The organism is uncultured Clostridium sp., from assembly GCF_963515715.1.
Classification (GTDB): domain Bacteria; phylum Bacillota; class Clostridia; order Clostridiales; family Clostridiaceae; genus Clostridium_AW.
The window spans coordinates 172758-196989 of record NZ_CAUPZS010000003.1 but is presented as its reverse complement, the minus strand read 5'-3'; the positions used below and the strand labels follow the sequence as shown (position 1 = coordinate 196989).

Annotated in this window: 23 protein-coding genes, 1 pseudogene and 1 riboswitch; all 24 genes and pseudogenes read left to right on the top strand. The window is 31.7% G+C overall.

Features of this window, described 5'->3' with window-relative positions:
* The first annotated feature begins 9 nt into the window (after window positions 1–9).
* The 24 genes and pseudogenes from cobA to RYO54_RS04385 all read left to right on the top strand — a co-directional run bounded on the left by cobA (window position 10) and on the right by RYO54_RS04385 (window position 24206).
* Complete coding sequence (gene cobA, locus RYO54_RS04500) at window positions 10–1470, top strand: uroporphyrinogen-III C-methyltransferase (RefSeq protein WP_315116162.1); 1461 nt, start codon at window positions 10–12, stop codon at window positions 1468–1470.
* Window positions 1471–1494: 24 nt separating this feature from the next.
* On the top strand, window positions 1495–2457 hold the full coding sequence (gene hemB / locus RYO54_RS04495; RefSeq protein WP_315116160.1) for a porphobilinogen synthase: 963 nt from the start codon (window positions 1495–1497) through the stop codon (window positions 2455–2457).
* A gap of 24 nt (window positions 2458–2481) precedes the next feature.
* Window positions 2482–3750 (top strand): glutamate-1-semialdehyde 2,1-aminomutase, encoded by a 1269-nt coding sequence (gene hemL / locus RYO54_RS04490; RefSeq protein ID WP_315116159.1) that lies wholly within the window; start codon window positions 2482–2484, stop codon window positions 3748–3750.
* 15 nt (window positions 3751–3765) lie between these two features.
* Window positions 3766–5085, top strand: coding sequence for a cobyrinate a,c-diamide synthase (locus RYO54_RS04485; protein ID WP_315116157.1), 1320 nt, complete (start codon window positions 3766–3768; stop codon window positions 5083–5085).
* The gene (locus tag RYO54_RS04480) at window positions 5070–5702 is read left to right on the top strand and encodes a precorrin-8X methylmutase (protein WP_315116210.1); all 633 of its coding nucleotides are present in this window, start codon (window positions 5070–5072) and stop codon (window positions 5700–5702) included. Before RYO54_RS04485 ends, RYO54_RS04480 begins: the two co-directional genes overlap by 16 nt.
* A 53-nt stretch (window positions 5703–5755) precedes the next feature.
* Complete coding sequence (gene cbiD / locus RYO54_RS04475) at window positions 5756–6826, top strand: cobalt-precorrin-5B (C(1))-methyltransferase CbiD (RefSeq protein WP_315116155.1); 1071 nt, start codon at window positions 5756–5758, stop codon at window positions 6824–6826.
* 10 nt (window positions 6827–6836) lie between these two features.
* Window positions 6837–7412, top strand: a pseudogene (gene cbiE / locus RYO54_RS04470) (precorrin-6y C5,15-methyltransferase (decarboxylating) subunit CbiE); the annotation flags it as partial.
* 102 nt (window positions 7413–7514) lie between these two features.
* On the top strand, window positions 7515–8033 hold the full coding sequence (gene cbiT, locus RYO54_RS04465; protein ID WP_315116208.1) for a precorrin-6Y C5,15-methyltransferase (decarboxylating) subunit CbiT: 519 nt from the start codon (window positions 7515–7517) through the stop codon (window positions 8031–8033).
* Window positions 8026–8694 carry a cobalt-factor II C(20)-methyltransferase gene (locus RYO54_RS04460; protein WP_315116153.1) on the top strand — a complete coding sequence of 223 codons (669 nt, stop codon included), beginning with the start codon at window positions 8026–8028 and terminating at the stop codon, window positions 8692–8694. The genes cbiT and RYO54_RS04460 overlap by 8 nt, the downstream gene beginning before the upstream one ends.
* Window positions 8695–8720: 26 nt before the next feature.
* Window positions 8721–9473 (top strand): precorrin-4 C(11)-methyltransferase, encoded by a 753-nt coding sequence (cobM, locus tag RYO54_RS04455; protein WP_315116151.1) that lies wholly within the window; start codon window positions 8721–8723, stop codon window positions 9471–9473.
* A complete protein-coding gene (gene cbiG / locus RYO54_RS04450; RefSeq protein WP_315116150.1) occupies window positions 9473–10474 on the top strand; it encodes a cobalt-precorrin 5A hydrolase in 1002 nt (333 codons plus the stop codon). The genes cobM and cbiG overlap by 1 nt, the downstream gene beginning before the upstream one ends.
* A gap of 45 nt (window positions 10475–10519) precedes the next feature.
* Window positions 10520–11236 carry a precorrin-3B C(17)-methyltransferase gene (gene cobJ / locus RYO54_RS04445; RefSeq protein WP_315116148.1) on the top strand — a complete coding sequence of 239 codons (717 nt, stop codon included), beginning with the start codon at window positions 10520–10522 and terminating at the stop codon, window positions 11234–11236.
* Between the two features lie 156 nt (window positions 11237–11392).
* Entirely contained in the window at window positions 11393–12151 is a 759-nt protein-coding gene (locus tag RYO54_RS04440) for a cobalt-precorrin-6A reductase (RefSeq protein ID WP_315116146.1), read from the top strand.
* A gap of 107 nt (window positions 12152–12258) precedes the next feature.
* Window positions 12259–12765, top strand: a complete 507-nt coding sequence (locus RYO54_RS04435) for an ECF transporter S component (protein ID WP_315116144.1) — start codon at window positions 12259–12261, stop codon at window positions 12763–12765.
* Entirely contained in the window at window positions 12752–13498 is a 747-nt protein-coding gene (locus tag RYO54_RS04430) for an AIR synthase related protein (protein ID WP_315116142.1), read from the top strand. The genes RYO54_RS04435 and RYO54_RS04430 overlap by 14 nt, the downstream gene beginning before the upstream one ends.
* Before the next feature lie 38 nt (window positions 13499–13536).
* Window positions 13537–14340, top strand: a complete 804-nt coding sequence (locus tag RYO54_RS04425) for a sirohydrochlorin cobaltochelatase (protein WP_315116140.1) — start codon at window positions 13537–13539, stop codon at window positions 14338–14340.
* A 323-nt stretch (window positions 14341–14663) separates the two neighbouring features.
* Window positions 14664–15185, top strand: a complete 522-nt coding sequence (gene cobO / locus RYO54_RS04420; RefSeq protein WP_315116206.1) for a cob(I)yrinic acid a,c-diamide adenosyltransferase — start codon at window positions 14664–14666, stop codon at window positions 15183–15185.
* A 98-nt stretch (window positions 15186–15283) separates the two neighbouring features.
* Window positions 15284–15802 carry a cob(I)yrinic acid a,c-diamide adenosyltransferase gene (cobO, locus tag RYO54_RS04415; RefSeq protein WP_315116138.1) on the top strand — a complete coding sequence of 173 codons (519 nt, stop codon included), beginning with the start codon at window positions 15284–15286 and terminating at the stop codon, window positions 15800–15802.
* 75 nt (window positions 15803–15877) lie between these two features.
* A riboswitch (cobalamin riboswitch) is annotated at window positions 15878–16070 on the top strand.
* Between the two features lie 155 nt (window positions 16071–16225).
* The gene (locus RYO54_RS04410; protein ID WP_315116136.1) at window positions 16226–17020 is read left to right on the top strand and encodes a DUF4430 domain-containing protein; all 795 of its coding nucleotides are present in this window, start codon (window positions 16226–16228) and stop codon (window positions 17018–17020) included.
* Window positions 17021–17067: 47 nt separating this feature from the next.
* The gene (locus RYO54_RS04405) at window positions 17068–19659 is read left to right on the top strand and encodes a cell wall-binding repeat-containing protein (RefSeq protein WP_315116134.1); all 2592 of its coding nucleotides are present in this window, start codon (window positions 17068–17070) and stop codon (window positions 19657–19659) included.
* 19 nt (window positions 19660–19678) lie between these two features.
* Window positions 19679–20581 carry an energy-coupling factor transporter transmembrane component T gene (locus RYO54_RS04400; RefSeq protein ID WP_315116133.1) on the top strand — a complete coding sequence of 301 codons (903 nt, stop codon included), beginning with the start codon at window positions 19679–19681 and terminating at the stop codon, window positions 20579–20581.
* Window positions 20572–22194, top strand: a complete 1623-nt coding sequence (locus RYO54_RS04395) for an energy-coupling factor transporter ATPase (RefSeq protein ID WP_315116132.1) — start codon at window positions 20572–20574, stop codon at window positions 22192–22194. The genes RYO54_RS04400 and RYO54_RS04395 overlap by 10 nt, the downstream gene beginning before the upstream one ends.
* The gene (locus RYO54_RS04390; protein WP_315116130.1) at window positions 22195–22923 is read left to right on the top strand and encodes an ECF transporter S component; all 729 of its coding nucleotides are present in this window, start codon (window positions 22195–22197) and stop codon (window positions 22921–22923) included.
* A 65-nt stretch (window positions 22924–22988) separates the two neighbouring features.
* A complete protein-coding gene (locus RYO54_RS04385; protein ID WP_315116129.1) occupies window positions 22989–24206 on the top strand; it encodes a hypothetical protein in 1218 nt (405 codons plus the stop codon).
* Window positions 24207–24232 lie beyond the last annotated feature (26 nt).

Here is a 24232-nt window from a genome sequence, read left to right as displayed (position 1 = left end):
AGGTAGACTATGAGTAAAGTATATTTAATTGGAGCAGGACCAGGAGATGAGGAGCTAATCACACTAAAGGCTATAAATAAATTAAAAAAATGTACTGCAGTTATGTATGACAGACTAGCATCTCCAGGGATATTAAAATATTTAGATGAAAAATGTGAAATATATTACTGTGGAAAAGAACCTGGATGTCACTATAAAACCCAGGATGAAATAAATGAAATGTTAGTTAATCTTGCTAAAAAAGGACATATAGTAGGAAGAATAAAAGGAGGGGACCCTTTCGTATTCGGTCGCGGAGGGGAAGAAATACTATCATTATTAGAAGAAAATATTGAATTTGAAGTAATACCGGGTATAACTTCAGCTATATCTGTTCCAAACTATGCGGGAATTCCAGTTACTCACAGAGCTATAGCTCAAGGTTTTCATGTATTTACAGGAATGACTGCAGATAAACTTAACTTAGATTGGAATGCAGTAGCAAAAGTTGGAGGAACCTTAATATTTTTAATGGGATTCAATAACTTGGATATAATAACCTCAAGGCTTTTAGAAAATGGCATGGATGAATCTACCCCTTGTGCCATAATAATGAGAGGAACTACTTCTCTTCAAAGAAAAGTAGTTGGAACTATAAAAGACATAAAAGAAAAGGCATTAGAAAAGGGAATAGGATCTCCTTGTATAATTCTTGTAGGTGATGTGGTTCAGTTTAATGATAAGTTTAACTGGTATGAAAAGAAGCCCCTTTTCGGTAAAAACATATGTGTAACTCGCTCAAAGGAACAGGCGGGAGAACTTATAGAAAAGTTGAGAGATTTAGGAGCACAAACCACAGAAATCAATGCTATAAAGATAGTAAACACAGGGGAAAACTTAAACTCATATATGGATAAATTATCACAATATGATTTTATCCTCTTCACCAGTGTAAATGCTGTAAATATATTCTTTGATTATTTAGTAGAAAAAGAATATGACATTAGAAACATAAAAGGAAAATTTGCTGTTATAGGACCTGCCACAGAAAAAGCTCTGATTAAAAGAGGAATAAAACCAGAAATTATGGCAGAAGAATTTGTAGCAGAGGATTTATTCAATAAAATTAAGCCTCATGTAAAAGAAGGAGATAAAATACTTCTCCCTCGTTCAGCTCAAGCTAGAGAATATTTAGTTGAAGCATTAATAGAGGAGAAAACTTTAGTAGATGAAGTAACTACTTATAGTATAGCTAAAGGGGATTTACCTGAAGGGGAAATATTTGATAATGTGAACATAGTCTTATTTACTAGCCCAAGCATAGTAAGAAACATGATAGATATGGTTGGAGTGGAAGCTATAAAGAGCAAGGAATGTTTAGCTATTGGCCCTATAACTTCAAAAGAGCTTCAAAAGCATGGCATAGAACATACTGTATGCGATAAATATTCAAACGAAGGAATAATTAAAAAACTTTTGGAAAATAAATAGGTTTATTTTAAAGGAGTGTAATTTATGTTTAATAGACATAGAAGATTGAGAAATAATGAAGCCATAAGGAGTATGGTTAGGGAAACAGTTTTAACCCCAAATGATTTTATATACCCACTATTTGTTGTAGAAGGGGAGAATATAAAAAAAGAAATAACTTCTCTTCCAAACAACTACCATTATTCCATAGATAGGTTACATGAAGTAGTAAAAGAAATAGAAGAGAGCGGAGTTAAGGGAATAATTCTATTTGGTATACCGGATCATAAAGATGAAATTGGTAGTGAAAGCTATAATGATAATGGAATAATACAAAAGGCAATAAGAAAAATTAGAGAGCTATCTAAAGATATTTACATAATAACTGATGTGTGCATGTGCGAGTATACAAGTCATGGTCATTGTGGAATAATTCATGGTGAAAATGTAGATAACGATGAAACCCTAGATTATTTGTGCAAAATATCTCTATCCCATGCCAAAGCAGGAGCAGACATGATTGCGCCTTCGGATATGATGGATGGAAGAATTGCATCTATAAGAGAAACTTTAGATAAGAATGGATATGTACACATTCCTATAATGTCTTATAGTGCTAAATATTGTTCAGCTTTTTATGGTCCCTTTAGAGAGGCAGCCAATTCAACACCTCAATTTGGAGATAGAAAGACTTATCAAATGGATCCAGGAAATATAAGAGAAGCCATGCTTGAAATAGAAAGTGACATCATGGAAGGAGCAGATATCATTATGGTAAAGCCTGCCCTATCCTATTTAGATGTAATAAGATGGGCTAAGGATAAAACTCATATGCCAATAGCAGCTTATAGTGTGAGCGGAGAATATTCTATGGTTAAAGCTGCTGCAAAAATGGGATTAATAGATGAGAAGAAAATAGCACTTGAAATGCTTTTATCTATGAAAAGAGCAGGAGCAGATATGATTATAACCTATTATGCTCTTGATGCGGCTAAATGGGTAAAATAGTTGAAAAAAGAAGGGGTGTTTTAAATGAGAAACTTAGAGATATTTGAAGAGTCAAAAAAGTATATGCCAGGGGGAGTTAATAGCCCTGTTAGAGCATTTACAAATGTTACCATAAATCCTCCAGTAATGAAAAAGGGTGAAGGTTCACATATATTTGATGAAGATGGAAATGAATACATAGACTTTATAGCATCTTGGGGACCGATGATATTAGGACATAATGATAAGGATGTAGTAAAAGCTATAAAAGATATGGTAGATAATGCCCTAACTTTTGGAGCACCAACGGAAGTGGAATTATTGCTTGCAAAACATATGGTAAATACATTAGATAATGTAGATATGGTGAGAATGGTGAATTCAGGTACGGAAGCTACTATGAGCGCTGTAAAGCTTGCAAGAGGATATACAAAAAAAGATAAGATAATAAAATTTGCGGGATGCTATCATGGACACTTTGATGGATTCTTAGTGGAAGCAGGATCAGGAGTGCTTACAGAAAGAATTCCAGGCTCTCCAGGGGTACCGAAGAGCAGCATAGAAAACACTTTAATTGCTAAATACAATGATATACAAAGTGTAAGAGATTTATTTATTAAATACGGTGATGATATAGCGGGAATCATAGTTGAACCAGTGGCTGGTAATATGGGAGTTATACCTGGAACTAAAGAGTTCTTAGAAGGACTAAGAGAAGTTTGTGATGAGTATGGAGCATTGTTAATTTTTGATGAAGTAATGACTGGATTTAGAGTAGCTTATAAAGGAGTACAAAGCCTTTGTGGCGTAGTTCCTGACTTAACTACCTTTGCTAAGATTATGGGAGGAGGACTTCCTTGTGGAGCATACGGTGGTAAAAGAGAGATAATGGAAAACCTATCTCCTATGGGACCTGTGTATCAGGCAGGAACTATGTCAGGTAACCCAGTGGTTATGGCAGCAGGATATGCTACATTAACTAAGCTATATAATAATTTACATTATTATGATCACATTGAAAAGTTAGCTAACACTCTTAAAATGGGTATGGAAGAAGTAGCTAAGGAAAAAGGAATATCCTTAGTGATAAATAGATGTGGATCCATGATGACGCCTTTCTTTACAGAGAAAGAGAGTGTTGTGGATTACGAAGATGCTAAAACATGTGATACAGCGCTATATGGAAGGTTCTTTCATCATATGATAAATGGTGGAATGTACATATCACCTTCACAGTTTGAAGCTATGTTCATAGGGGTTAAGCATAGTGAAGTTGAAATAGAAAAATTCTTGGAACTAATGAGAAAGTTCTAGAAAACAGGTGTTAATATGAAGAGTATTATTGTTTCATCTAACAGTAGTGGTGGGGGAAAAACCACCATTACCCTTGGATTGATTAAAGCTTTAATGAAAAAAGGACTTGATGTTCAAGGATATAAAGTAGGGCCAGATTATATAGATACAGCTTTTCAAAGCAGAATAGCTAAAAAACCTTCTAGAAACTTAGATATATTCCTTATGGGTGAGGATGGAGTAAAAGCTTCTTACTCTAGAGGAGAAGGAGATTTAGGTGTTATAGAAGGGGTTATGGGACTTTACGATGGAAAGGGAATAGACTCTAAGTATTCTACAGCTCATGTGTCAGAAGTTTTAGATTTACCAGTAGTATTAGTATTATCACCTAAGGCACAAGTGGCTACATTATGTGCTGAGATAAATGGCTTAAAAAACTTTGGTAATGTAAATATTTGTGGAGTAATACTAAATAATATCGGTGAAAAATACTATAAGCTTTTAAAGGCATCCATTGAGTATAACTGTAAGATTGAAGTCTTTGGCTATATTCCAAAGGATGAAAAGTTATCTATAAAAAGCAGACACTTAGGTTTAATTCAAAGCAGCGAAATTGAAGATTTAGAAGAAAAAATAGATTTATGCAGCGAATATATATTAAATAATGTAAATTTAGAAGAGCTATTAAAATACTTCAAAGAAACTCCTAAATATGAAGATAATTTTCATATAGAAAATATGCACCTAAAGATAGGAGTACCTATGGATAAGGCTTTTAGCTTTTATTATAGAGAAAATCTAGAGCTGTTAGCTGAGGCAGGAGAAATAGTTTATTTTAGCCCATTAGAGGATAAGGAACTTCCTGAAAATATAGACTTTTTATATATAGGTGGCGGTTATCCAGAGGTATTTTTAAAGGAATTAAGTGAAAATACAACTATGCTAAATAGTATTAGAGAAAGATTGAACAATGGGCTGCACTGCTATGCGGAATGCGGTGGACTTATGTATCTTACAGGAGCTATAGACAATGGTATAGATGAAGAAAAAACAGTAGGATTTTTTAATGGAAAGGCTGTAATGACAAAATCACTTCAAAATTTTGGCTATGCAAAGTTAGAATGTAAAGATTTGAGTATAAACTGTCATGAATTTCATAAATCTTATGTTACCTTAAATGATGATAAAGTATATAAGTTGACTAAAGAAATATATGATGGAAGTATTAAAGAGTGGAGCTGTGGATATTTAAAAAACAATACTTTAGCTGCTTATCCCCATATACACTTTTTTGGAAATATGGAGTTTTTAAAAGTTCTATTAAAAAGGAGCGATGAAAAATCATGGATTATATAAAAAAACCTATGGAAATAGAAGAAAGAAGTTTTGAAATTATAGGTGAAGAAATGGGAGAGCATAGCTTCACAGAGGAAGAATTAAAGATAGTTAAAAGAACAATACACACCACAGGAGATTTTGATTATAAAAATATTGTGTATATAAGAGAAGGGGCAATAGAGGCAGGTAAAGAATTGCTTGCAAAGGGAGTTAAAATATACACAGATACAAATATGGGTAAATCAGGTATAAATAAAGCTGCATTAAAGAAACTAAACTGCACTGTAGAATGTTATGTTTCAAATGAGGATGTAGCAAGAATTGCTAAAGAAAGAGGTATAACTCGCTCTATGGCTGGAATTGAAAAAGCAGTAGAGGATGGAGTGGAATTCTTTGTTTTTGGTAATGCACCTACAGCTTTGTACAAGCTTATGGAACTTACTAAAGAAGGAAAAGCTAATCCTAAATTCATAATTGGAGCACCAGTAGGTTTTGTAGGGGCAGCAGAATCAAAGGAAGAGGCTGAAAAACAACTTTCAATACCAATGGTAACAATTAGAGGAAGAAAAGGTGGAAGCAATGTGGCAGCTGCCATAGTTAATGCATTAATGTATATGGTTGTAGATAGAGAATAAGGCATCATTGACTAGTTATTTGATTTTAGATGCCAAGAAGCAGGTGATTAAATATGCTTGATATGTATGTAAATGTAGATGGTAAAAGATTAAGATGCGGTTATACTACAGGCTCCTGTGCAACAGCAGCGGCAAAGGCAGGAACAATTATGTTGTATTCAGGGCAAGATTTAAAGGAAATAAGCATAGACACTCCTAAAGGTATAAAATTAAATATTCCTATAGAAAAAATTAAAAGAGGAGAAAACTTTGTAGAGTGTTGTGTTATTAAAGATGGGGGAGATGACCCAGATGCTACCCATGGATTAGAAATTTGGGCTAGAGCTGAAAAAAGAGAAGATGGATATAGCCTAAAAGGTGGGATTGGCGTAGGAAAGGTCATGGGAGAAGGACTTTATGTACCTAAAGGTGAATGGGCCATAAATCCTGTGCCAAGAACTATGATAGAAAGAGAAGTAAAAGATGTACTTCCAAAGGATAGAGGAGTAGAGATTACTATTTTTGTTCCTAAGGGAGATGAAGTAGCTAAAAAGACCTTTAATCCTAGACTGAATATAATTGGAGGTATATCAATTCTTGGAACTTCAGGTATAGTTATGCCTATGTCAGAGGATGCCCTAAAGGAATCCATAAGAATTGAGATAAATCAAAAGGTAGCAAAGGGTTGCAAGGAACTAATATTAGTATTTGGTAATATAGGAGAAAGAGCAGGTACTAAAGTAGGGTTAAATCCGGACAACATGGTAGTTGTATCTAATTATATTGGATTTGCATTAAATTGTTGTATGGAAAACAAAATTAAAGATGTAACCTTAGTGGGACATATAGGAAAGCTATGCAAAATAGCAGGAGGGTGTTTTAATACCCATAGCAGAGTATGTGATGTAAGAATGGAGATTATGGCTCTTGAACTTGCTTTAATGGGGTATCCACAAGAATTAGTACAGAGTGTTTATAGCCAAAAAACCACAGAAGGGGCAATAAAGTTCTTGGGGGACGGTTATGAAGAACTTTACAAGAGAATAGCAGAAAAAATTAAAAAAAGAGTTGAAATATATACTTATGATGAAATCAGCCCTAAGATAGTTATGTTTTCTATGGAAAAGAATTTGTATGTAGATTAGTGAAAAAGAGGTGATATTAGTGGTTTATATAGTAGGAATTGGACCTGGAAATAGGGATTACATTTTGCCTAAAGCCCTAGAAATAATGCAAGGATCTGATATAATACTTGGATTTGGAAGAGCTATGGAAAGTGTGGATTTTATAGATAAGAAAAAAATTAAAGTAAATAAAATAAGTGAAGTAGTAGAGGAACTAGAAAAAAACAAGGATAAAGTCATATCTGTAGTGGCGTCGGGAGATCCTTTATACTATGGTATAACAGAATATATTAAAAATAATTATGAAGGCGAAATAAATGTTATACCAGGAATAAGTTCCTTTCAATATTTAGCAGGAAGGTTAAATAAAAGTTGGCAGGGAGCCTATTTAGGAAGTCTTCATGGAAGAGAAGAGGAATTTATAAACAAAGTTAGGGAAAATAAGTTATCTATATGGCTTACGGACAGTAAAAACTCTCCAAAGGATTTAGCACAAAGGTTTCTAGAAGAAGGATTAAATCCTAAGATGTATGTAGGAGAAAACTTGTCCTATGAAGATGAAAAAATAGAAATAGGATATCCAGAAGAAATAAAAAATAAAGAATTTTCTTCATTGTGTGTACTGTTGCTAGAGAATGAAGAGGCTTCACTAGAAGGAGAAAAGTTAGATTTTATATCTGATGAAGATTTCATTAGAGGAAACTGTCCAATGACTAAGGAAGAAATAAGAATTTTAAGCATTGCTAAAATGAATCTATATAAAAGTTCTAGAGTGTTAGATGTGGGAGCAGGAACAGGTTCTATAAGTATTCAAGCAGCTAAAATATGTAGTCAAGGTGAAGTGGTTGCCCTAGAGAAAGATAGTGACGCACTAGAAGTTATATATAAAAACAAGGAAAAATTTAAGACAGATAACTTAACAGTAATTGAAGGAGAAGCCTTAACTGCCAAGATAGAAGGAAAGTTTAATAGCATATTTATAGGCGGTAGCGGAGGAAATTTAAGTGATTTAATCAAAAGATACTGTGAAATGCTAATGGACGGTGGAAAAATAGTATTAAACTTTATAACAATAAATAACCTCTACATAGCTATGAATACGTTAATGGAGTTGGGCTATAAAGTAAAGTGTACCCAAGTTTCTGTAAGTAAGACAAAGGGGAAGACCTATATGCTAATGGCGAATAATCCAATATTTATAATAGAAGGAGAAAAGAACAATGGCTAAATTATATGGAATAGGCGTAGGACCAGGAAGTGAAGAATTATTAACATTAAAAGCTATAAGATTATTAGAGAAGGCAGAAGTTGTTGTAGCACCATCTCCAATGAAAGATGGGGGAAACAGTATAGCCTTAGACACATCTATAAATTTTATAAATAAAGATGCTGAGGTAATTGTAAAACATTTTCCTATGGGAACACCAGATAAAGAAGAAAAGGTATTTGATGCCTTTAAAACCATAGAAGAAAAGCTTCATGAAGGAAAGGATGTAATATTTTTAACTATAGGAGATCCTTTTGTTTACAGCACATACATATATCTATTGAAATATATAAACGAAAAAGGGTATGAGGTAGAAACTGTACCAGGAATTACTTCATTTTGTGCATCAGCAAGTCTTGCAGGAGAAATACTAGTCATTGGGGATGAGCCATTACTAATATTGCCTTCCACTAGATTAGATGCAGTAAAGGATGAAAAATTCTTAGTTATAATGAAACTCTATAATAACGAAGAAAAAGTTGTAAACTTCTTAGATGAAAAAGGATATGATTACGTTTGTGTAAGAAGAGCTTATAGAGAAGGACAGCAGATATTAAGAGATAGAAAAGAAATTATAGAAAATAAGGATTATATGTCCCTAATAATAGCAAATAGAAAATAAAATTCGTTAAGAAGAGGAGAAAATACATGGTATATTTTATTGGAGCAGGTCCAGGAGATGTGGATTTAATAACTGTAAAAGGAAGAAAAATAATATCAGAAGCAGATGTGGTTATATATGCAGGTTCATTAGTTGCAAAAGAACATTTAGATTTTTGCAAAGAAGGAGCAGTGGCTCATAACTCAGCTTCTATGACATTAGATCAAGTAATAGAAGTGATGAAGGAAGAAGTAAGTAAAGGTAAAACTGTTGTAAGATTACATACAGGAGATCCATCTATGTATGGGGCAATTAAAGAACAGATGGATGAATTAGACAAACATAATATAAAGTATGAAATAATTCCTGGGGTAAGTTCATGTTTTGCAGCAGCAGCGGCAATACAAAGGGAATTTACTTTACCAAATGTAACACAAACTTTAATTCTTACTAGGGTAGAAGGAAGAACACCAGTACCTGCAACAGAAGATTTAGAGAAATTAGCAAGTGTTGGAGCTTCTATGGCTATATTCCTATCTATAAGCATGATAGAAAAAGTAGTAGAAAAATTAAGAAAAGGATACGGCAAAAATGTACCTATAGCGGTAGTAGAAAGAGCAACTTGGGAAGACCAAAGAATTATACTAGGTACGTTAGATGATATAGCAGAGAAGGTTAAAGAAGCTAATATTACAAAGTGTGCTCAAATCCTTGTAGGAGAATTTATAGACTGTGAATACTCAAAAAGTTTGCTATATGATAAGAGCTTTACCCACATGTTTAGAAAGGCAGAAGAGTAATGAATATAGCAGCTATAACTATAACTAAGAATGGAGATTTAATCTGTGAAAAGATTAAAAAATATATTTCTATAGATATTTTTTCAAAGGAAAAGGATGATAATTTTAATTTTAAGGAAGTAGTAAAAAAAGCAATGGAAAATTATGAGGGGGTAATTTTTATCACCTCAACAGGCATAGCAGTTAGGGCAATAGCACCATATATAAAAAAGAAGGACGAAGACCCGGCAGTGCTAACTATCGATAATTCTGGGAAATTCGTCATAAGCCTCTTAAGTGGTCATCTAGGTGGTGCAAATGAATTAGCTATAACAATTTCAAACATACTAAAATCTATTCCTGTAATTACCACTGCTACAGACTCCTTAGGGATTGAAGCTCCTGATATGGTGGCGAAAAAAAACGACTTAGTGATAGAAGATTTAAAAGATGCTAAAGATATAGCTGCTCTTTTAGTTCGTGGAGAAAAAGTTTATTTTAAAGATGAAGATAATATTATACCAATACCTAAAGGCTATAGTTCAGATTTAGAAGGGGCCGCAGGTATTGTATATGTAACAAATAAGAATAGATCCTGTTGGATTGAGAAGGAAAAAATAAAAAATCCTCAAGCTAAAATACTGAAGTTGATAAGAAGAAATGTAGTTTTAGGGATAGGATGTAGAAAAGACTTTCATTCTGAAGATATGAGAAAAAGGGTTGTAGAAGTTTTAATGGATAATAATTTAGACTTACAAGGAGTAAAGTCTATTGGAACTGTAGAAGTAAAAAAAGATGAAAAAGCTATGAAAGATTTAAGTATCTTTTTAAAATGTGATCTCAACATTTTTAATATAGAGGATATAAAAAATATAGATCATAAATTTAAAGGGAGCGACTTTGTAGAACAAACCATAGGAGTAAGAACTGTATGTGAACCCTGTGTTGAACTTCAAAATGGAACTTTTATAACTGGAAAATTGAAATTAAACGGAATGACACTTTGCATTGGAATTATTTAGAATGAAGAATTAAGAGAGAAGAGTGAAAAGGAAAGGTGGATTATTTTGGGAAAATTATATGTAGTAGGAATTGGTCCAGGCGGATTGGGACATATGACAGCTAGAGCTAAAGAGGTAATAGAAGAAAGTGAAGTAATTGTAGGATATACAAAATATATAGATTTTATTGAACCATTGATTAAGGATAAAGAGATAGTTTCAACTGGCATGAAAGGGGAAGTGGAAAGGTGTGAAAGAGCTTTAGAAATTGCAAGAGAAAAAGTAGTTTCTATTGTTAGCACGGGAGATGCAGGAATATATGGAATGGCAGGACTTATTTTAGAGATGAAAAAAGACGAAGAAGTAGAAATAATTCCAGGAATAACAGCGTCATCTTCAGCAGCTTCAGTACTAGGTTCCCCATTAATGCATGATAATTGTAATATAAGTTTAAGTGATTTAATGACCCCATATGAACTTATAAAAAAGAGAGTGGAACTTGCAGCAGAAGGGGATTTTGTTATATCTCTTTACAATCCTAGAAGCCATGGGAGACCACATTATTTAAGAGAGTGTATTGATATTATAAAGAAACATAGAAAAGGGAATACTCCAGTAGGAGTGGTTAAAAATGCACTTAGAGATGGAGAAGAAATCAACCTATTCACACTAGATAGCTTTGATGACAGCATAGTAGATATGTTCTCCATAGTAATAATAGGAAATAGTGGAAGCTACATTAAAGATGGCAAGTTTGTAACGCCAAGAGGATACTCTTTATAATTTTTAGTGAAAAGTGAAGAATTAAGAATGAAGAATAAAGGATGAAATTCCTTTGGAATTTCTATAGATATATAGTTTGAAAAATTTCGGGGGAATTTTCACCATAACTCTTCACTTTTAACTTTGCATTCTTCACTCCAAAGGGTTGGTGATAAAATGATTGGATTAATAAGCGGTACTTCGGAAGGTAAAGAAATATTAGGGTTATTAAATGAATATACTGATGACATTTTTGTATCTACAGCCACAGAATATGGTGGGGAGCTTTTGAAGGACTATAAATATAAGATATTAAATAATAAACCCTTAACAAAAGAAGAAATGATTGAGACTTTTTCTAGAAACAAAATCAACATATTAATTGATGCTACTCATCCATATGCAATAGATGTAAGCAAAAATCTTATGGAGGTATGTGAAGAACTATCCATTGAATACATAAGATTTGAAAGGGAAAGTGTAGTAGATAAATTTGCAAAATACGAAAAAGTAATTTTAGTAGAAGATTATTCAGAACTTTATAAAAATTTAAAAGATATAGATGGAAATATTTTAAATACTACAGGAAGCAGAAATTTAGATAAAATATTAAATTTAGGTGTAGAAAATAGAATGATTCATAGAGTATTACCTTCATTAAAGGTTATGGAAGAATGTTATTCTTTAGGTATTAAATTAGATGATTTAGTGGCTATTAAAGGACCTGTTAGTTATGAGTTAAATAGAGCTTTTATAAAAAACTACAATGCTAAAGCTATTATAATGAAAGATAGCGGAATAGAGGGTGGCACTGAAGAAAAAATAAAATCTGCCTTAGATGAAGGAATATGGGTTATTATAATAGATAGAAAAAAAATAGATTATAAAAATTTATATAGAAATAAAGAAGAGTTAATAAAACACTTATTCAATTAACTTAATGTCTATGTGAAAGGTTTGATAGAAAATGTGTGGCGATGGTTTATAGATATGACGCTTAAACTTTAAGCAATAGTCGTAGTTTACATTTAGGAGGATTTAATATGAGAACAAAAAAAATAGTATTAACAGCGTTATTTATCGCCTTATCTTTTGTGGGGTCAAATTTAAAAGTCATGGGGACGATTGCCTTTGATTCCATGCCGGGGTTTTTAGGAGCATTGATGCTAGGACCACTCTATGGAGCTATTATTGGAGGAGTAGGTCACTTTCTAACAGCTTTAACTAGCGGATTTCCACTTTCCTTACCAGTTCACTTAATTACTATGATAGGAATGGCTGTTACAATGGCTGCATTTGCTTTTGTATATAAGTTTATAGGTAGAAAAAATGAATTAATAGGTATGATTTTATCTACTATTGTAGGGGTAATTATCAATGGACCATTAACATTATTAGTGCTAACTCCTCTATTATTACCTGTAATGGGTAAGGCGGGAATATTGGGTTTTGTACCTGTATTATCTTTAGTAGCTGCTATAAATGCTATTGTAGCATTAGTAGTGTATAAATTATTACCAAGGAGCATGAAGGAATATGAAAATAAATAAAATTAGAGATCTAACCCTAGTTAGTATAGATAGTAATAAAACTATGGTAATCGCTTGTGATAGCTGTGGAAGCATAGGAATGAAGGAAGGAGATGCATTAAAAGTTCCTTCGATTTTTGTAGGAAAACTCACTTTAAGAGTAGCAATGCTTGAAGTTTTAGCATCTGGAGCTAATATTGTTGCAGTTACTAATGCAGTTTGTAATGAAATGGAGCCTACAGGAAAAGAAATAATTAAGGGCGTAGAAGAAGAATTGGCTCATGCAGGAATAGATAAAATAGCGCTAAATGGAAGTACTGAAGAAAACTTTAAAACTACTTCCACCGCACTAGGTATAACTGTAGTTGGTATTGCTGATAATGATAACTTAAAATTAAATAATATAAAAGAAGATTGTTTACTTATATCCATAGGCATGCCAAAGGTTGGTGGAGAAATAAATTTATTAAGTAAAGATGAAGATATAGCAGACTATGATGACCTTTATAAAATGTTAGGAACTCAAGGTGTTTTTGAAATAGTGCCTGTAGGATCTAAAGGAATACTATACGAAGGTGAATTGTTGGCTAGAAATAACAATATGAATCTAAGTTTAGAAGATAATATATCTATAGATTTACATAAAACTTGTGGGCCAGCTACCGTACTCATAGCTGCAGTAAGTCATGAGGCCTATGAAAATTTAAAGACTATGAAAAGAGTAAGATTAATAGGTAAATTAAATAAAAATTAAAAAATTTATATAAATAATGAAAGAAGGGGATGGTATTAATGAGCAAAAAAGGAATATTAGTAGTAAGTTTTGGTACAAGTTATGAAGACACAAGAAAGGTTACAATCGAAGTAATTGAAAATAGAATAAAAGAAACTTATTCTGATTATGAAGTTAGAAGAGCTTTCACATCAGGCATGATAATTAACAAACTAAAAAAAAGAGACAACTTATATATAGATAACACCGAAGAAGCTTTAGAGAGAATGGCAAAGGAAGGTTTTGAGGAAATATATGTTCAAACTTTACATATAATGCCTGGGGAAGAGTATGATGATATAAGAATTGCAGTTCATAAAGCTAGAAAGAACTTTAAAAAGTTAGTTTTAGGTAGACCGCTACTTTATAGAACTTCTGATTACAACAAGGCAGTTGAGGCTTTAAAAGGTCAGATTCCAGAAAGACAAGAGGATCATGCTGTGGTATTCATGGGTCATGGAAGTGCCCATCCAGCTAATTCATCCTATTCACAGTTACAATGCATAATGGATGTGGAAGGATTTAAAAATGTGTTCATAGCTAATGTAGAAGGCTTTCCTGAGTTAGATGTGTTATTACCAATGTTAAGAGAAAATAATATTAAAGAAGTTACTTTAATGCCATTTATGTTAGTTGCAGGAGACCACGCAACTAATGATATGGCTAGTGATGAAGAGGATTCTTGGAAGACTATTTTAGAGAGTGAAGGTTATAAGGTAAACATATATCTACACGGGCTAGGAGAAAATAAGGAAATTCAAAATATATTTATACAGCATCTTCAAGATTGTATAGATGGAAACCCATTAATGAAAGAAGAATAATAAGTATTAAAAATTTAGTAAAAGCAAAACATGATAAGAATTAAATTTATTAATAAAGAAAATAATTTAACTGTAAATGTTAAAGATAAATAAACAGAAATTATAATTAATTTAAAATATTTAATAAAAGAAGCATTTTACCATATATTTCATAGAAAATACAGTTGAATTATGATATAATCGTTTACGAGTAGGAGGTTTAAATTTACTCCTATATGGACTTAATTAAACTTATAAAGGACTGCTTTTTTCTATACAATACTTATTAAAGTGAGTATTGTAAAAGTTAGTCGACGGACAAAAACTTTTGAAAGAAGGGATTTATTATGGAAAATAAGGGGTATATACAAGTATACACTGGAAATGGTAAGGGGAAAACTACTGCATCATTAGGGCTTTCACTTAGAGCAGTTTGTGCAGGAAAGAAAGTTTTTTTTGGTCAATTTACAAAAGGTATGAAATATAGTGAGCTTGAAGCTGTTAAAATCTTACCTAATTTTGAAATGGAACAGTTTGGCAGAAATGCTTTTATATTTGGAAAACCAACAAAAGCTGATATTGAAGAAGCTAAAAAAGGTTTAAAAAGAGCAGAAGAAATTTTAACTTGTGGAGACTATGACGTAGTAGTACTTGATGAAATAAATATAGCTTTATTTTATGAATTATTTACAGTACAGGAAGTTTTAGAACTTATTGAAAAGAAAGCTGAAAAAACTGAATTAATTTTAACAGGAAGATATGCTCCACAAGAAATAATAGATAGAGCAGATTTAGTTACAGAAATGAGAGAAATTAAACACTACTATACTCAAGGAGTTCCTTGTAGAGTAGGTATTGAAAACTAGTTTTATAGTTAAAAGTTGAGGATTAAGAGTTGAACGTAAAAAAGGGATTTTTGCAAGACAAAAATCCCTTTTTTAATATAAGGGAGAAGGGGATTACTATGGAAAATAAGGGATATATTCAAGTTTATACAGGAAACGGCAAGGGAAAGACTACAGCTGCATTAGGATTAACCCTAAGAGCTGTTTGCGCAGGAAAAAAAGTATTTTTTGGACAATTTATTAAGGGAATGAAGTATAGTGAAGTGGAAGGAGTAAATTATCTTAAAGGTTTTGCAATAGAACAATTTGGAATGAACTGTTTTATTTATGATGATCCTACAGAAGAAGATAAAAAGAGAGCTTTAATTGGATTGAAAAGATGTGAAGAGATACTGAATTCTAAAGAATATGATATTGTAGTTTTAGATGAAATTAGCATAGCATTATATTACAAGTTATTAAATGTTGAGGATGTATTAGATCTATTAAATAAAAAGCCGGAAAATACTGAAATTATAATAACGGGTAGATATGTGCCACAAGAGATAATAGATAGAGCAGATCTGGTAACAGAAATGAAAGAGATTAAACACTATTACTATAAAGGAGTAGAGGCTAGGAAAGGAGTGGAAAATTAACTAAAATTTATAAAGATTAGAAAAATACATTGAATAAGTAGTAGTTATATAATATAATAAAATAAGTATTAAAATTGTATATTTATGTTATTAGGTGCTACCTTAAACCGGTAGTTAAAAGGGAAAGTGGTTAAAATCCACTACAGCCCACCGTTACTGTGATGCAGATGAAACCTTGAATTAGGTCACTGGATAAAAAATTATCTGGGAAGGCAAGGGAGTAAAATGAAGCTAAGTCAGGAAACCTGCCTAGTAAATGTTGATTCTTTCGGAGGGAAAGATACATACACAGCTAATGGGAATATTTTAGTCGTATTTATGGTAAAATATTGCATTGCGTTATTTTAAGAACCCTTCTGGGTTCTTTTTTTATGTGTTCATATGTGTTTTGTCCCTTTGAACTGCGTGAAAGGGGGTGAAAGAATGAAGATATTCAAAAAAATCATACCAATTACAATGCTTTTCTTAATATGCTTTTTTACTATAGGATGTGAAGGTAAAAAAGCGTCAAATTCTACATTAAGTAATTCCAGTATGGCAGTATCTCAAGATATAAATTATAAAGATCAGGTAGCTGAAGATGATAAGGTAATTGAAGCTAATAATAAAGCTGATGCTAAAAACCCCAAAGATGAATTAAAGGATAGTAATGCATCAAGCGAAATGGAAAAAAATAGTGATGATGTAAAAACTGCAGAAAATAATTCAAGTAACAACGCTAATAAAAAAGATATTAAACCTAATAAAAATCCAGAAAATAAATTAAATACTGAAGAAAGTAAACCTAATAGTGAAAAGGCAAAGCTAGATAAAGTACCACCAAAGGAAGATAAAAAGAAAAAAGATTCATTTACCCTAATAATAGCTAAAGAGTCAGAAGGATATACTGGCAAAGAGTCTGAAATACTTGTAAAAAAAGATGTGGAGATATCAGAAGATAAAAGTGCTATGACATATCTTAGAGAAAATTCAGATGTTAGAGATAAGGGCGGATTTATTTATGAAATAAATGAAATATGTAATATTTATCCCATTCCAGCATCTAAGAAAACTGATGAGCAAAAGAAATTAGGGGTACTAGGGGTAGATTGGTTTATATATTTAAATGGTAAAAAAACATCAGTAGGTGCTAATGATCTATACCTTGAACCAGGAGATGAATTGCTATTTGATTATCATGAATGGGATAAGAGAGAATTCTCATCAGAGGAATACTAAATTTTAAAAAGTTTATTGAAGCAAATGATTACAAAAAGGAGGACAATATGAACAAAAAGTTATTAAGTAAAATAGCCATAACTATGTTCACTATGACGTCAGTATTATTTACAAATTCGTCGGTGACTTATGCTCAAAATACAAAAAATAGAATTTATGGAAAAGACAGAATAGAAACTTCTATTGAAATAAGTAAAGAGGGATGGAAAACAGGCTCACAAACTGCCATAGTAGCTCAGGGTTATAATTATGCAGATGCATTATGTGCAGCGCCCCTAGCTAAAAAATATAATGCCCCAATAATGCTCACATCACAATCCGCATTAAGTGAGGATACAATAAAAGAACTTAAGAGATTAAATGTTAAAAATGTTTATATAATAGGAGGACCTAAGGTAGTTTCAGAAAAGGTTGATAAGCAGTTAAAAAGTATAAACATAACTAATATAACACGTTTATATGGAGATACAAGATATGAAACTTCTCTTAAAATTGCGGATCAATTAGGTAGTGTTAATGAAGTTTTCGTAACATCAGCAAATGGATACGCAGATAGTCTTTCAGTTGCAGCTATTGCAGCTAAAAAAGGAGCACCAATAGTATTTGCGGATAAAAATGAATTAAAGCAATCTGTAAAACAATATATTAATAAAGTTAGTCCCAAAAAAGTCTTTGTTATAGGTGGAGAAGGTGTCATTTCAAATAATGCTATAAAAGGAATAGAAAATGTAGAAAGAATAAGTGGACAAGATAGATTTGAGACAAATAAAAATGTATTACAAAGTTTTAAAAATGACGTTATTTTTGAAAATGTTTATGTGGTACAGGGAGCAGGTCCAAAAGGAAATGAATTTGCAGATGCACTTTCATGTTCAGCATTAGCAGCACAAAAGGTAGCACCAATAATATTAACAAATAAAGACATAACACCAGATTTAAAGAACTTTTTAAATAATAACATAACTTCTTTAAGCAATATGATTGCTGTAGGTGGAGAAAGTATAGTTCCATCAAGCATATTGAATAAGCTAGAAATTAACGTAGAAATAACAGAAATTAATGAAGATAATTCAATTTTTGGAGAAGAAAAAACTGAAAAACTTATAAATGGAGATTTAATAGTAAGAGCTGATAAGGTAACACTGCAGAATTTACAGGTTAAGGGAGTACTGACAATAGATCCAGGTGAAAAAGGCTCAATAGATATTAAGAATGTAACTGCTAATACTATAGTAGTAAAGTCAGGTGCGCAAAATGGTATTCAGTTATTAAATTCTAAAGCTCAAAATTTAATAGTTGATAGTAAAAACAATGTAAGAGTTGAGTTAAAGGAAAATAGCAATATAAATAATACTAGCGTTAAGAGTAATGCAATACTAGATAATATTAAAAGTAATTTTGGCAATATATTAATTCAAAACAAATCAGATGCAACTGAAAATAAAGTTGTACTTAAAGGAAAGTTTGATAAAACAGTTGATATTATTGGCAAAGCGAATATAGATTTTCAAGGTGATTTTTTTGAAGTAAAAGTAGCTACCGAATCAAAACTCAATATAGAAAAAGGATCTAAAGTAGAAAAAATATCTGCTAACAGCAAATGCAGTATAAAAGTTAAAAATGGGGCAACTGTAAATAAGGTAGAAAAAGGAGTCAAAGACGTAGAAATAGATGGTGATGTAAAAGACGTAACAAGCACTGATAAGGGAAATGGTACAACCTCTGGGAGCGGGGAAGAAGCTATAAATGGTAATTCATTCACATTAATAATATCAAAAGGTAATGGAGGCACAGAATTAAAAAAAGAAATCTTAAAAATCAAGGATAATAATGCAATGGATTATTTAAAGAGCGTTGCATCTGTCACAGAGAAGGAAGGATTGATAACTGGAATAGATGGACTTTCAAATAAAACTTTAAAGGAACTTTCAGAAGATCAAAGGAAAAGAGGAATAATTGGAGAGGATTGGTTTATATATTTAAATGGCTCAAAGACATCTGAAGGGGCTCGCGGAGTTTATCCAAAAGGTGGAGATACATTGAAATTTGATTACCACGAATGGAATTGGCAGGATCTTGCACCAGATGAAAGTGTGATGCCAATAAAAATTTCAAGAGTACCTAATAGTATAAAGCTAGGGGAGTCTTTTGAAGTAAAAGCTACTTGTGTATATAAACCAGTATATGATGCAGTAGTTAAAGTTGATGGAAAAGAGGTAGCAAGAACAGATATGGACGGATGTGCAACTATAATAATTGATTCCACTGGGAAGCATATAGTATCTGTTGAAAAAGAAGGTGGAAAAGATGAAAAAACAATTGAAGTAATATCTAATGGTAGTCCAGGTGGCGATAATGGCGGTGATAATGGTGGGGAAATAGATCCAGAAAAACCTTCAGATAATGCATTTAAAGTTACTAACAATAGTGGTAAAGTTCAGATGAAGATTACCAATGAAGAAAATGGAGAAATTACAATAACATTATATGATTCAAATAATTCATTAGTATATATTGGACAAGATACTCTAAACAATGGAACAGTAGAATTTAATACAGTATTGGATAATGGAAAGTATTGTGGATTTTATAAATTTAAAAACAAAGAAAAAGTTAAAGTAGAATTTGAAATTAAGTAATGCATAGGAAGTGATTTATATGTTCACATATAAAAACAGAAATACATTTTTACAAAAGTTACATCCTTTAACAGGAATACTGTTTCTTACAGTGTATATCATATTGTTTTTACAAATAAATAATCCAATATACTTATTGATAATACTAATAAGTCTTTTAGCTCTTGTGTATTTAGATGGTTCTTTAAAAAACTTACTTTTATATGGAAGACTTATATTACCCTTTACCTTATTGATTGTTATATTAAATCCTATTATGGTTCATGATGGAAACACTGTAATATATGAGGGTCATATAAATTACCCTGTATTAGGACCTATGAGAATTACTTTAGAAGCTATAGTTTATGGAATATTTAATGGTATCAGGGTTATGTGCGTAACGCTTACTTTTGGTTTGGGAAATTTAATAATTCACCCTGATAGAGCTTTTGGATTTTTCTCTAAGTTTTTAAAGAAGTCTTCATTACTTATGAGTATGACTATAAGACTTTTTCCAACTATGATGACCTCCTATGAAAACATAGTTAATGTTGAAAAACTTAGAGGAAATAAGATGTTTCATAAAGATATGAAAAAAAGTATTAAATGCAGTGGAAATATAGTAAAGATATTATTTTTATCAAGTTTAGAGGATTCGGCAGATATGGCAGAATCAATGTATTCAAGGGGATATGGAGCTTTAAATAAAAGAAGCTCCTATTTCCAAGAAAAATTTACATATAGTGATATATTCTTGATTTTAGTATGCATTTGCACTTTTGCATATTATGAATATTTTAATTTTAAGGGTTTTAATGTTTTAAATTTCTATCCTAAAGTAGATAGTCCAGTAAAGGCTTTATCAATTGAAGGATATATACTTTGTATAATTATGTTTATCCCATCATTAATATATCGGGGGTGGAAAACTTGGAAATAATAAATATAGATAAAGTTACATTTAATTATCCAGAAAGTGAGAATACCTCTTTAAAAGATATAAACTTGTCTGTAGAAGAAGGCGAACTTGTATTAATTGTGGGACCATCAGGATGTGGAAAATCTACCCTTATAAGACTTTTAAATAGAATAATTCCTGATTATTATGGAGGAACATTAAAAGGGGAAGTATATGTAAAAGGTAAAAATATTGAAAGCCTTAGTAATCATGACATAGTTAAAACTGTAGGGATGGTATATCAGCATCCTGAAAAGCAAATTGTACTTCAAGATGTGGAAAGGGAAATTGCTTTTGGACTTGAAAACCTTAATACGGATATAAATATTATGAAAAGGAATGTAGCGGAAGTTATATCATTGCTTGGACTAAGTGATATAAAGGACAAGCAAACTACAGAAATATCTGGAGGGCAGAAACAAAGGGTAGCAATAGCTTCGGTAGTGGCCATGGATCCAGATGTTATATTATTTGATGAGCCTATATCTCAGCTCGATCCTATAGCAGGAGAAGAAGTTTTAAATTCTATAAAAAAGTTGAATAGAGATATGGGAAAAACCATAATTCTTGTGGAACAAAGGTTAGATAAATGTTTTCATTTAGCAGATAGAATTATATTTATGGAAGAAGGAAGGATTATTGGAGAAGGAACTCCACATGATGTTCCTAAAAACATACATAAAAAATATCATTTACCTAACATTGCATACATATTTAAAAAAGCAGGAAAAGATACAATGCCTATAAATGTTAAGGAAGGCAGAGAAGTTTTAAAAGGTATAAACTTTAAAGAAGTAAAAATAGAAAAGGAAAATAGAAACTTTTCACAGTGCATTATGGAAGTTAGCAAATTAAACTTTGAATATGAAAAAGGGAGTAAAACTTTAAACAACATAAATTTTAAACTGCATCAAGGAGAAGTACTGGCGGTTATGGGGGAAAATGGTGCGGGGAAAAGTACTCTTTTTAAAATAATATGTGGGCTTATAGATAGTTATACTGGAAAGGTTTTAATAGAAGATGAAAATATAAAAAAAGTTAGTCTAGACAAAAGAATTAAAAAAATAGGATACCTTTCACAAAATCCAAATGACTATTTTGGAAGAAAAACTGTTTTTGATGAAGTAGGATATACTCTAGAAAACATTGATGAATATGATGAGAAAAGGATTATTAATGTATTAGAGCTGTTAGATTTAACTCATTTAAAAGACAGAAATCCAAGGGATTTAAGTGGGGGAGAAAAGCAAAGAACAGCCATTGCTTGCACATTGATTACAGATCCAGACATTCTTATTTTAGATGAGCCTACACGAGGAATGGATTCTATAGCAAAAGAAAAGCTTGGAGGTATTATAAAAGAACTATCTTCACGAGGAAAATCTATTGTACTTATAACCCATGATGCTGATTTTGCTGGAGATTATATTAATTCTGTAATGCTTATGTTTAATGGTGAAATTGTAGCAAAAGGGGTCGCGAACACTATATTATATGATTCTATATATTATTCACCACAGATTGCTAAGGTATTTAAGAAAAAATGTAGAGTTATAAAATCTGAAGATGCTATTGAAATTTTGAAGGTGATGTAAATGAAAAAAAAGATTAAGTTAGGTCCTGTAATAATTGTTTTGTATATAATAATGCTGATTTCAATGACCTACTTTGAGTCTGCATTAGAAAGAGCAGTAGAAATATCTGCATTATTTATTATAGGTACCGCTGTAGTACTATTTGAAAGTAAAGAAATCAGCGGAAGAACTATGGCGGCTTTAGCAACAATGTCAGCACTAGGAGGAGTATTAAGAGTACCCTTTGCAGCTATACCAGGCTTTCAACCTGTTACATTTATATGTGCAGTAACGGGTTATACATTAGGACCTGTAAATGGCTTTATGGTGGGCTCTATGTGCGCATTTATTTCCAATTTTTTCTTGGGTCATGGTCCATGGACACCCTGGCAGATGTTGGGGTGGGGCTTATGTGGTGTTTTCTTCGGAGTTTTTAAGAATAAAATTAGTAAGTGGGGAATAAATGGATTCGTAATAATGTGTGGAATTTGGGGATATATCTATGGAACTATATTAAATCAATGGTATGTCTTAGAGTTTATGAGGCCAATTACATTAAAAACTATATTGGCAGGAAATATATTAAGCTTTTCTCATGATACATTACACGCAGTAGGTAATGTAATTTTTGCAAAATTGTTTGGAGAAAGTTTCATAGAGGCTTTAGAAAGATATAACAAGAGAAATAAAGTTATAAGAATCAAAGGTGAAACTGTGGAAAATAAAAGCTTAAGTAATTTTAAAATATGAATTAAGTGGAATGTTAAAACTTCCAAAATATATTAGCTATTAATTAAATTAAAGGAGGGTTGTCTGTGCTGAGGAATAAAAAAATTTATATTAATTTGTCATTAACTGCAGGAATACTTTTGTCATTATGTAGCTATGTTAGAGCGACAGAGGTGGACAAAGATATAGAGGATATATATAAAACTTGGAATATAAAGTTTAATCAGGAAGTGAAGCTTGATGATGAAACTAAAAGGGAGATTACTATAAAAGACAGCAATGGAAATATATTAGAAGCTGAAATAAATTTAAAAGATGGAAAAACTATAACTGTATCTTCACCTAAGGAAGGTTATAAGATTGGAGGGACTTATACTTTAAATATTGGGGGTAAAGTTTGCTCAAAAGATTTAAAGCCTATAAAGGCTCCAAAAAGTTATACCTTTAAGATAAAAGAAAAAACTGCAGATTATAAACATAAAGAAGAAGTTAATACCACAATAAATACTACTATTAATGTTTTAAAAAAAGGTGTAGAGACAGATTGGGAAGCAGTAGCCCTTGTAAAGGCAGGCAAAACAATACCGGATACATATGTTGAAAAAATTGAAGCGGATTTGAAAAAATCAAATGGACTGATGGAGCAGCCTACAGATTATGAAAGAATGGTTTTAGGACTACTTGCAGCTAACGCAGATCCAACAAATATTGGCGGATATAATTTAATAGAAAAGATTTATAATAATGAAGATATAGAAGGTCAAGGAATTAACGCATATATATTTGGACTTATTTCACTAGATTCAAAAGAGTATCACGTACCTGATTCTGCTATATGGACAAGGGAAAAACTAGTTAATGCCATATTAAATGAACGTACAAAGGATAAGGGATGGGATTTCGCTGGTATAAAGGCAGATCCAGATATGACAGGAATGGCACTTGTAGCATTGGCTCCGCATAAAGATATACCGGAGGTTAAAAAGGCCATAGATGAAGGAGTGGAAAAGTTAATATCTCTTCAAAAAGAAAGTGGTGGCTTTGTGTCCTATAATGTGGAAAATGCAGAAAGTATAAGTCAAGTAATAATGGGACTATGCGCTAATGGTATAGATCCAACTGATAGTAGATTCATGAAAAACGATAAAACTATGATAGATGCTTTAATGACATTTAAAACAGCGGATGGAGGTTTTTCACATATAAAAAATGGCAAAAATAACTCAAAAGCTACAGAGCAAGCATTATTAGCACTACAAGCTTATAAAAATTTAAAAGAAAGAAATGATGTTTTAATATATTAAAAACTAACAAATTTATGAGGAGGAAA

Bases quoted from the DNA above. Each gene is read 5' to 3' on its own strand.
- cobA (WP_315116162.1), top strand. From the start codon at position 10: ATGAGTAAAGTATATTTAATTGGAGCAGGACCAGGAGATGAGGAGCTA.
- hemB (WP_315116160.1), top strand. From the start codon at position 1,495: ATGTTTAATAGACATAGAAGATTGAGAAATAATGAAGCCATAAGGAGT.
- hemL (WP_315116159.1), top strand. From the start codon at position 2,482: ATGAGAAACTTAGAGATATTTGAAGAGTCAAAAAAGTATATGCCAGGG.
- RYO54_RS04485 (WP_315116157.1), top strand. From the start codon at position 3,766: ATGAAGAGTATTATTGTTTCATCTAACAGTAGTGGTGGGGGAAAAACC.
- cbiD (WP_315116155.1), top strand. From the start codon at position 5,756: ATGCTTGATATGTATGTAAATGTAGATGGTAAAAGATTAAGATGCGGT.
- cbiT (WP_315116208.1), top strand. From the start codon at position 7,515: ATGACTAAGGAAGAAATAAGAATTTTAAGCATTGCTAAAATGAATCTA.
- RYO54_RS04460 (WP_315116153.1), top strand. From the start codon at position 8,026: ATGGCTAAATTATATGGAATAGGCGTAGGACCAGGAAGTGAAGAATTA.
- cobM (WP_315116151.1), top strand. From the start codon at position 8,721: ATGGTATATTTTATTGGAGCAGGTCCAGGAGATGTGGATTTAATAACT.
- cbiG (WP_315116150.1), top strand. From the start codon at position 9,473: ATGAATATAGCAGCTATAACTATAACTAAGAATGGAGATTTAATCTGT.
- RYO54_RS04440 (WP_315116146.1), top strand. From the start codon at position 11,393: ATGATTGGATTAATAAGCGGTACTTCGGAAGGTAAAGAAATATTAGGG.
- RYO54_RS04435 (WP_315116144.1), top strand. From the start codon at position 12,259: ATGAGAACAAAAAAAATAGTATTAACAGCGTTATTTATCGCCTTATCT.
- RYO54_RS04430 (WP_315116142.1), top strand. From the start codon at position 12,752: ATGAAAATAAATAAAATTAGAGATCTAACCCTAGTTAGTATAGATAGT.
- RYO54_RS04425 (WP_315116140.1), top strand. From the start codon at position 13,537: ATGAGCAAAAAAGGAATATTAGTAGTAAGTTTTGGTACAAGTTATGAA.
- cobO (WP_315116138.1), top strand. From the start codon at position 15,284: ATGGAAAATAAGGGATATATTCAAGTTTATACAGGAAACGGCAAGGGA.
- RYO54_RS04410 (WP_315116136.1), top strand. From the start codon at position 16,226: ATGAAGATATTCAAAAAAATCATACCAATTACAATGCTTTTCTTAATA.
- RYO54_RS04405 (WP_315116134.1), top strand. From the start codon at position 17,068: ATGAACAAAAAGTTATTAAGTAAAATAGCCATAACTATGTTCACTATG.
- RYO54_RS04400 (WP_315116133.1), top strand. From the start codon at position 19,679: ATGTTCACATATAAAAACAGAAATACATTTTTACAAAAGTTACATCCT.
- RYO54_RS04390 (WP_315116130.1), top strand. From the start codon at position 22,195: ATGAAAAAAAAGATTAAGTTAGGTCCTGTAATAATTGTTTTGTATATA.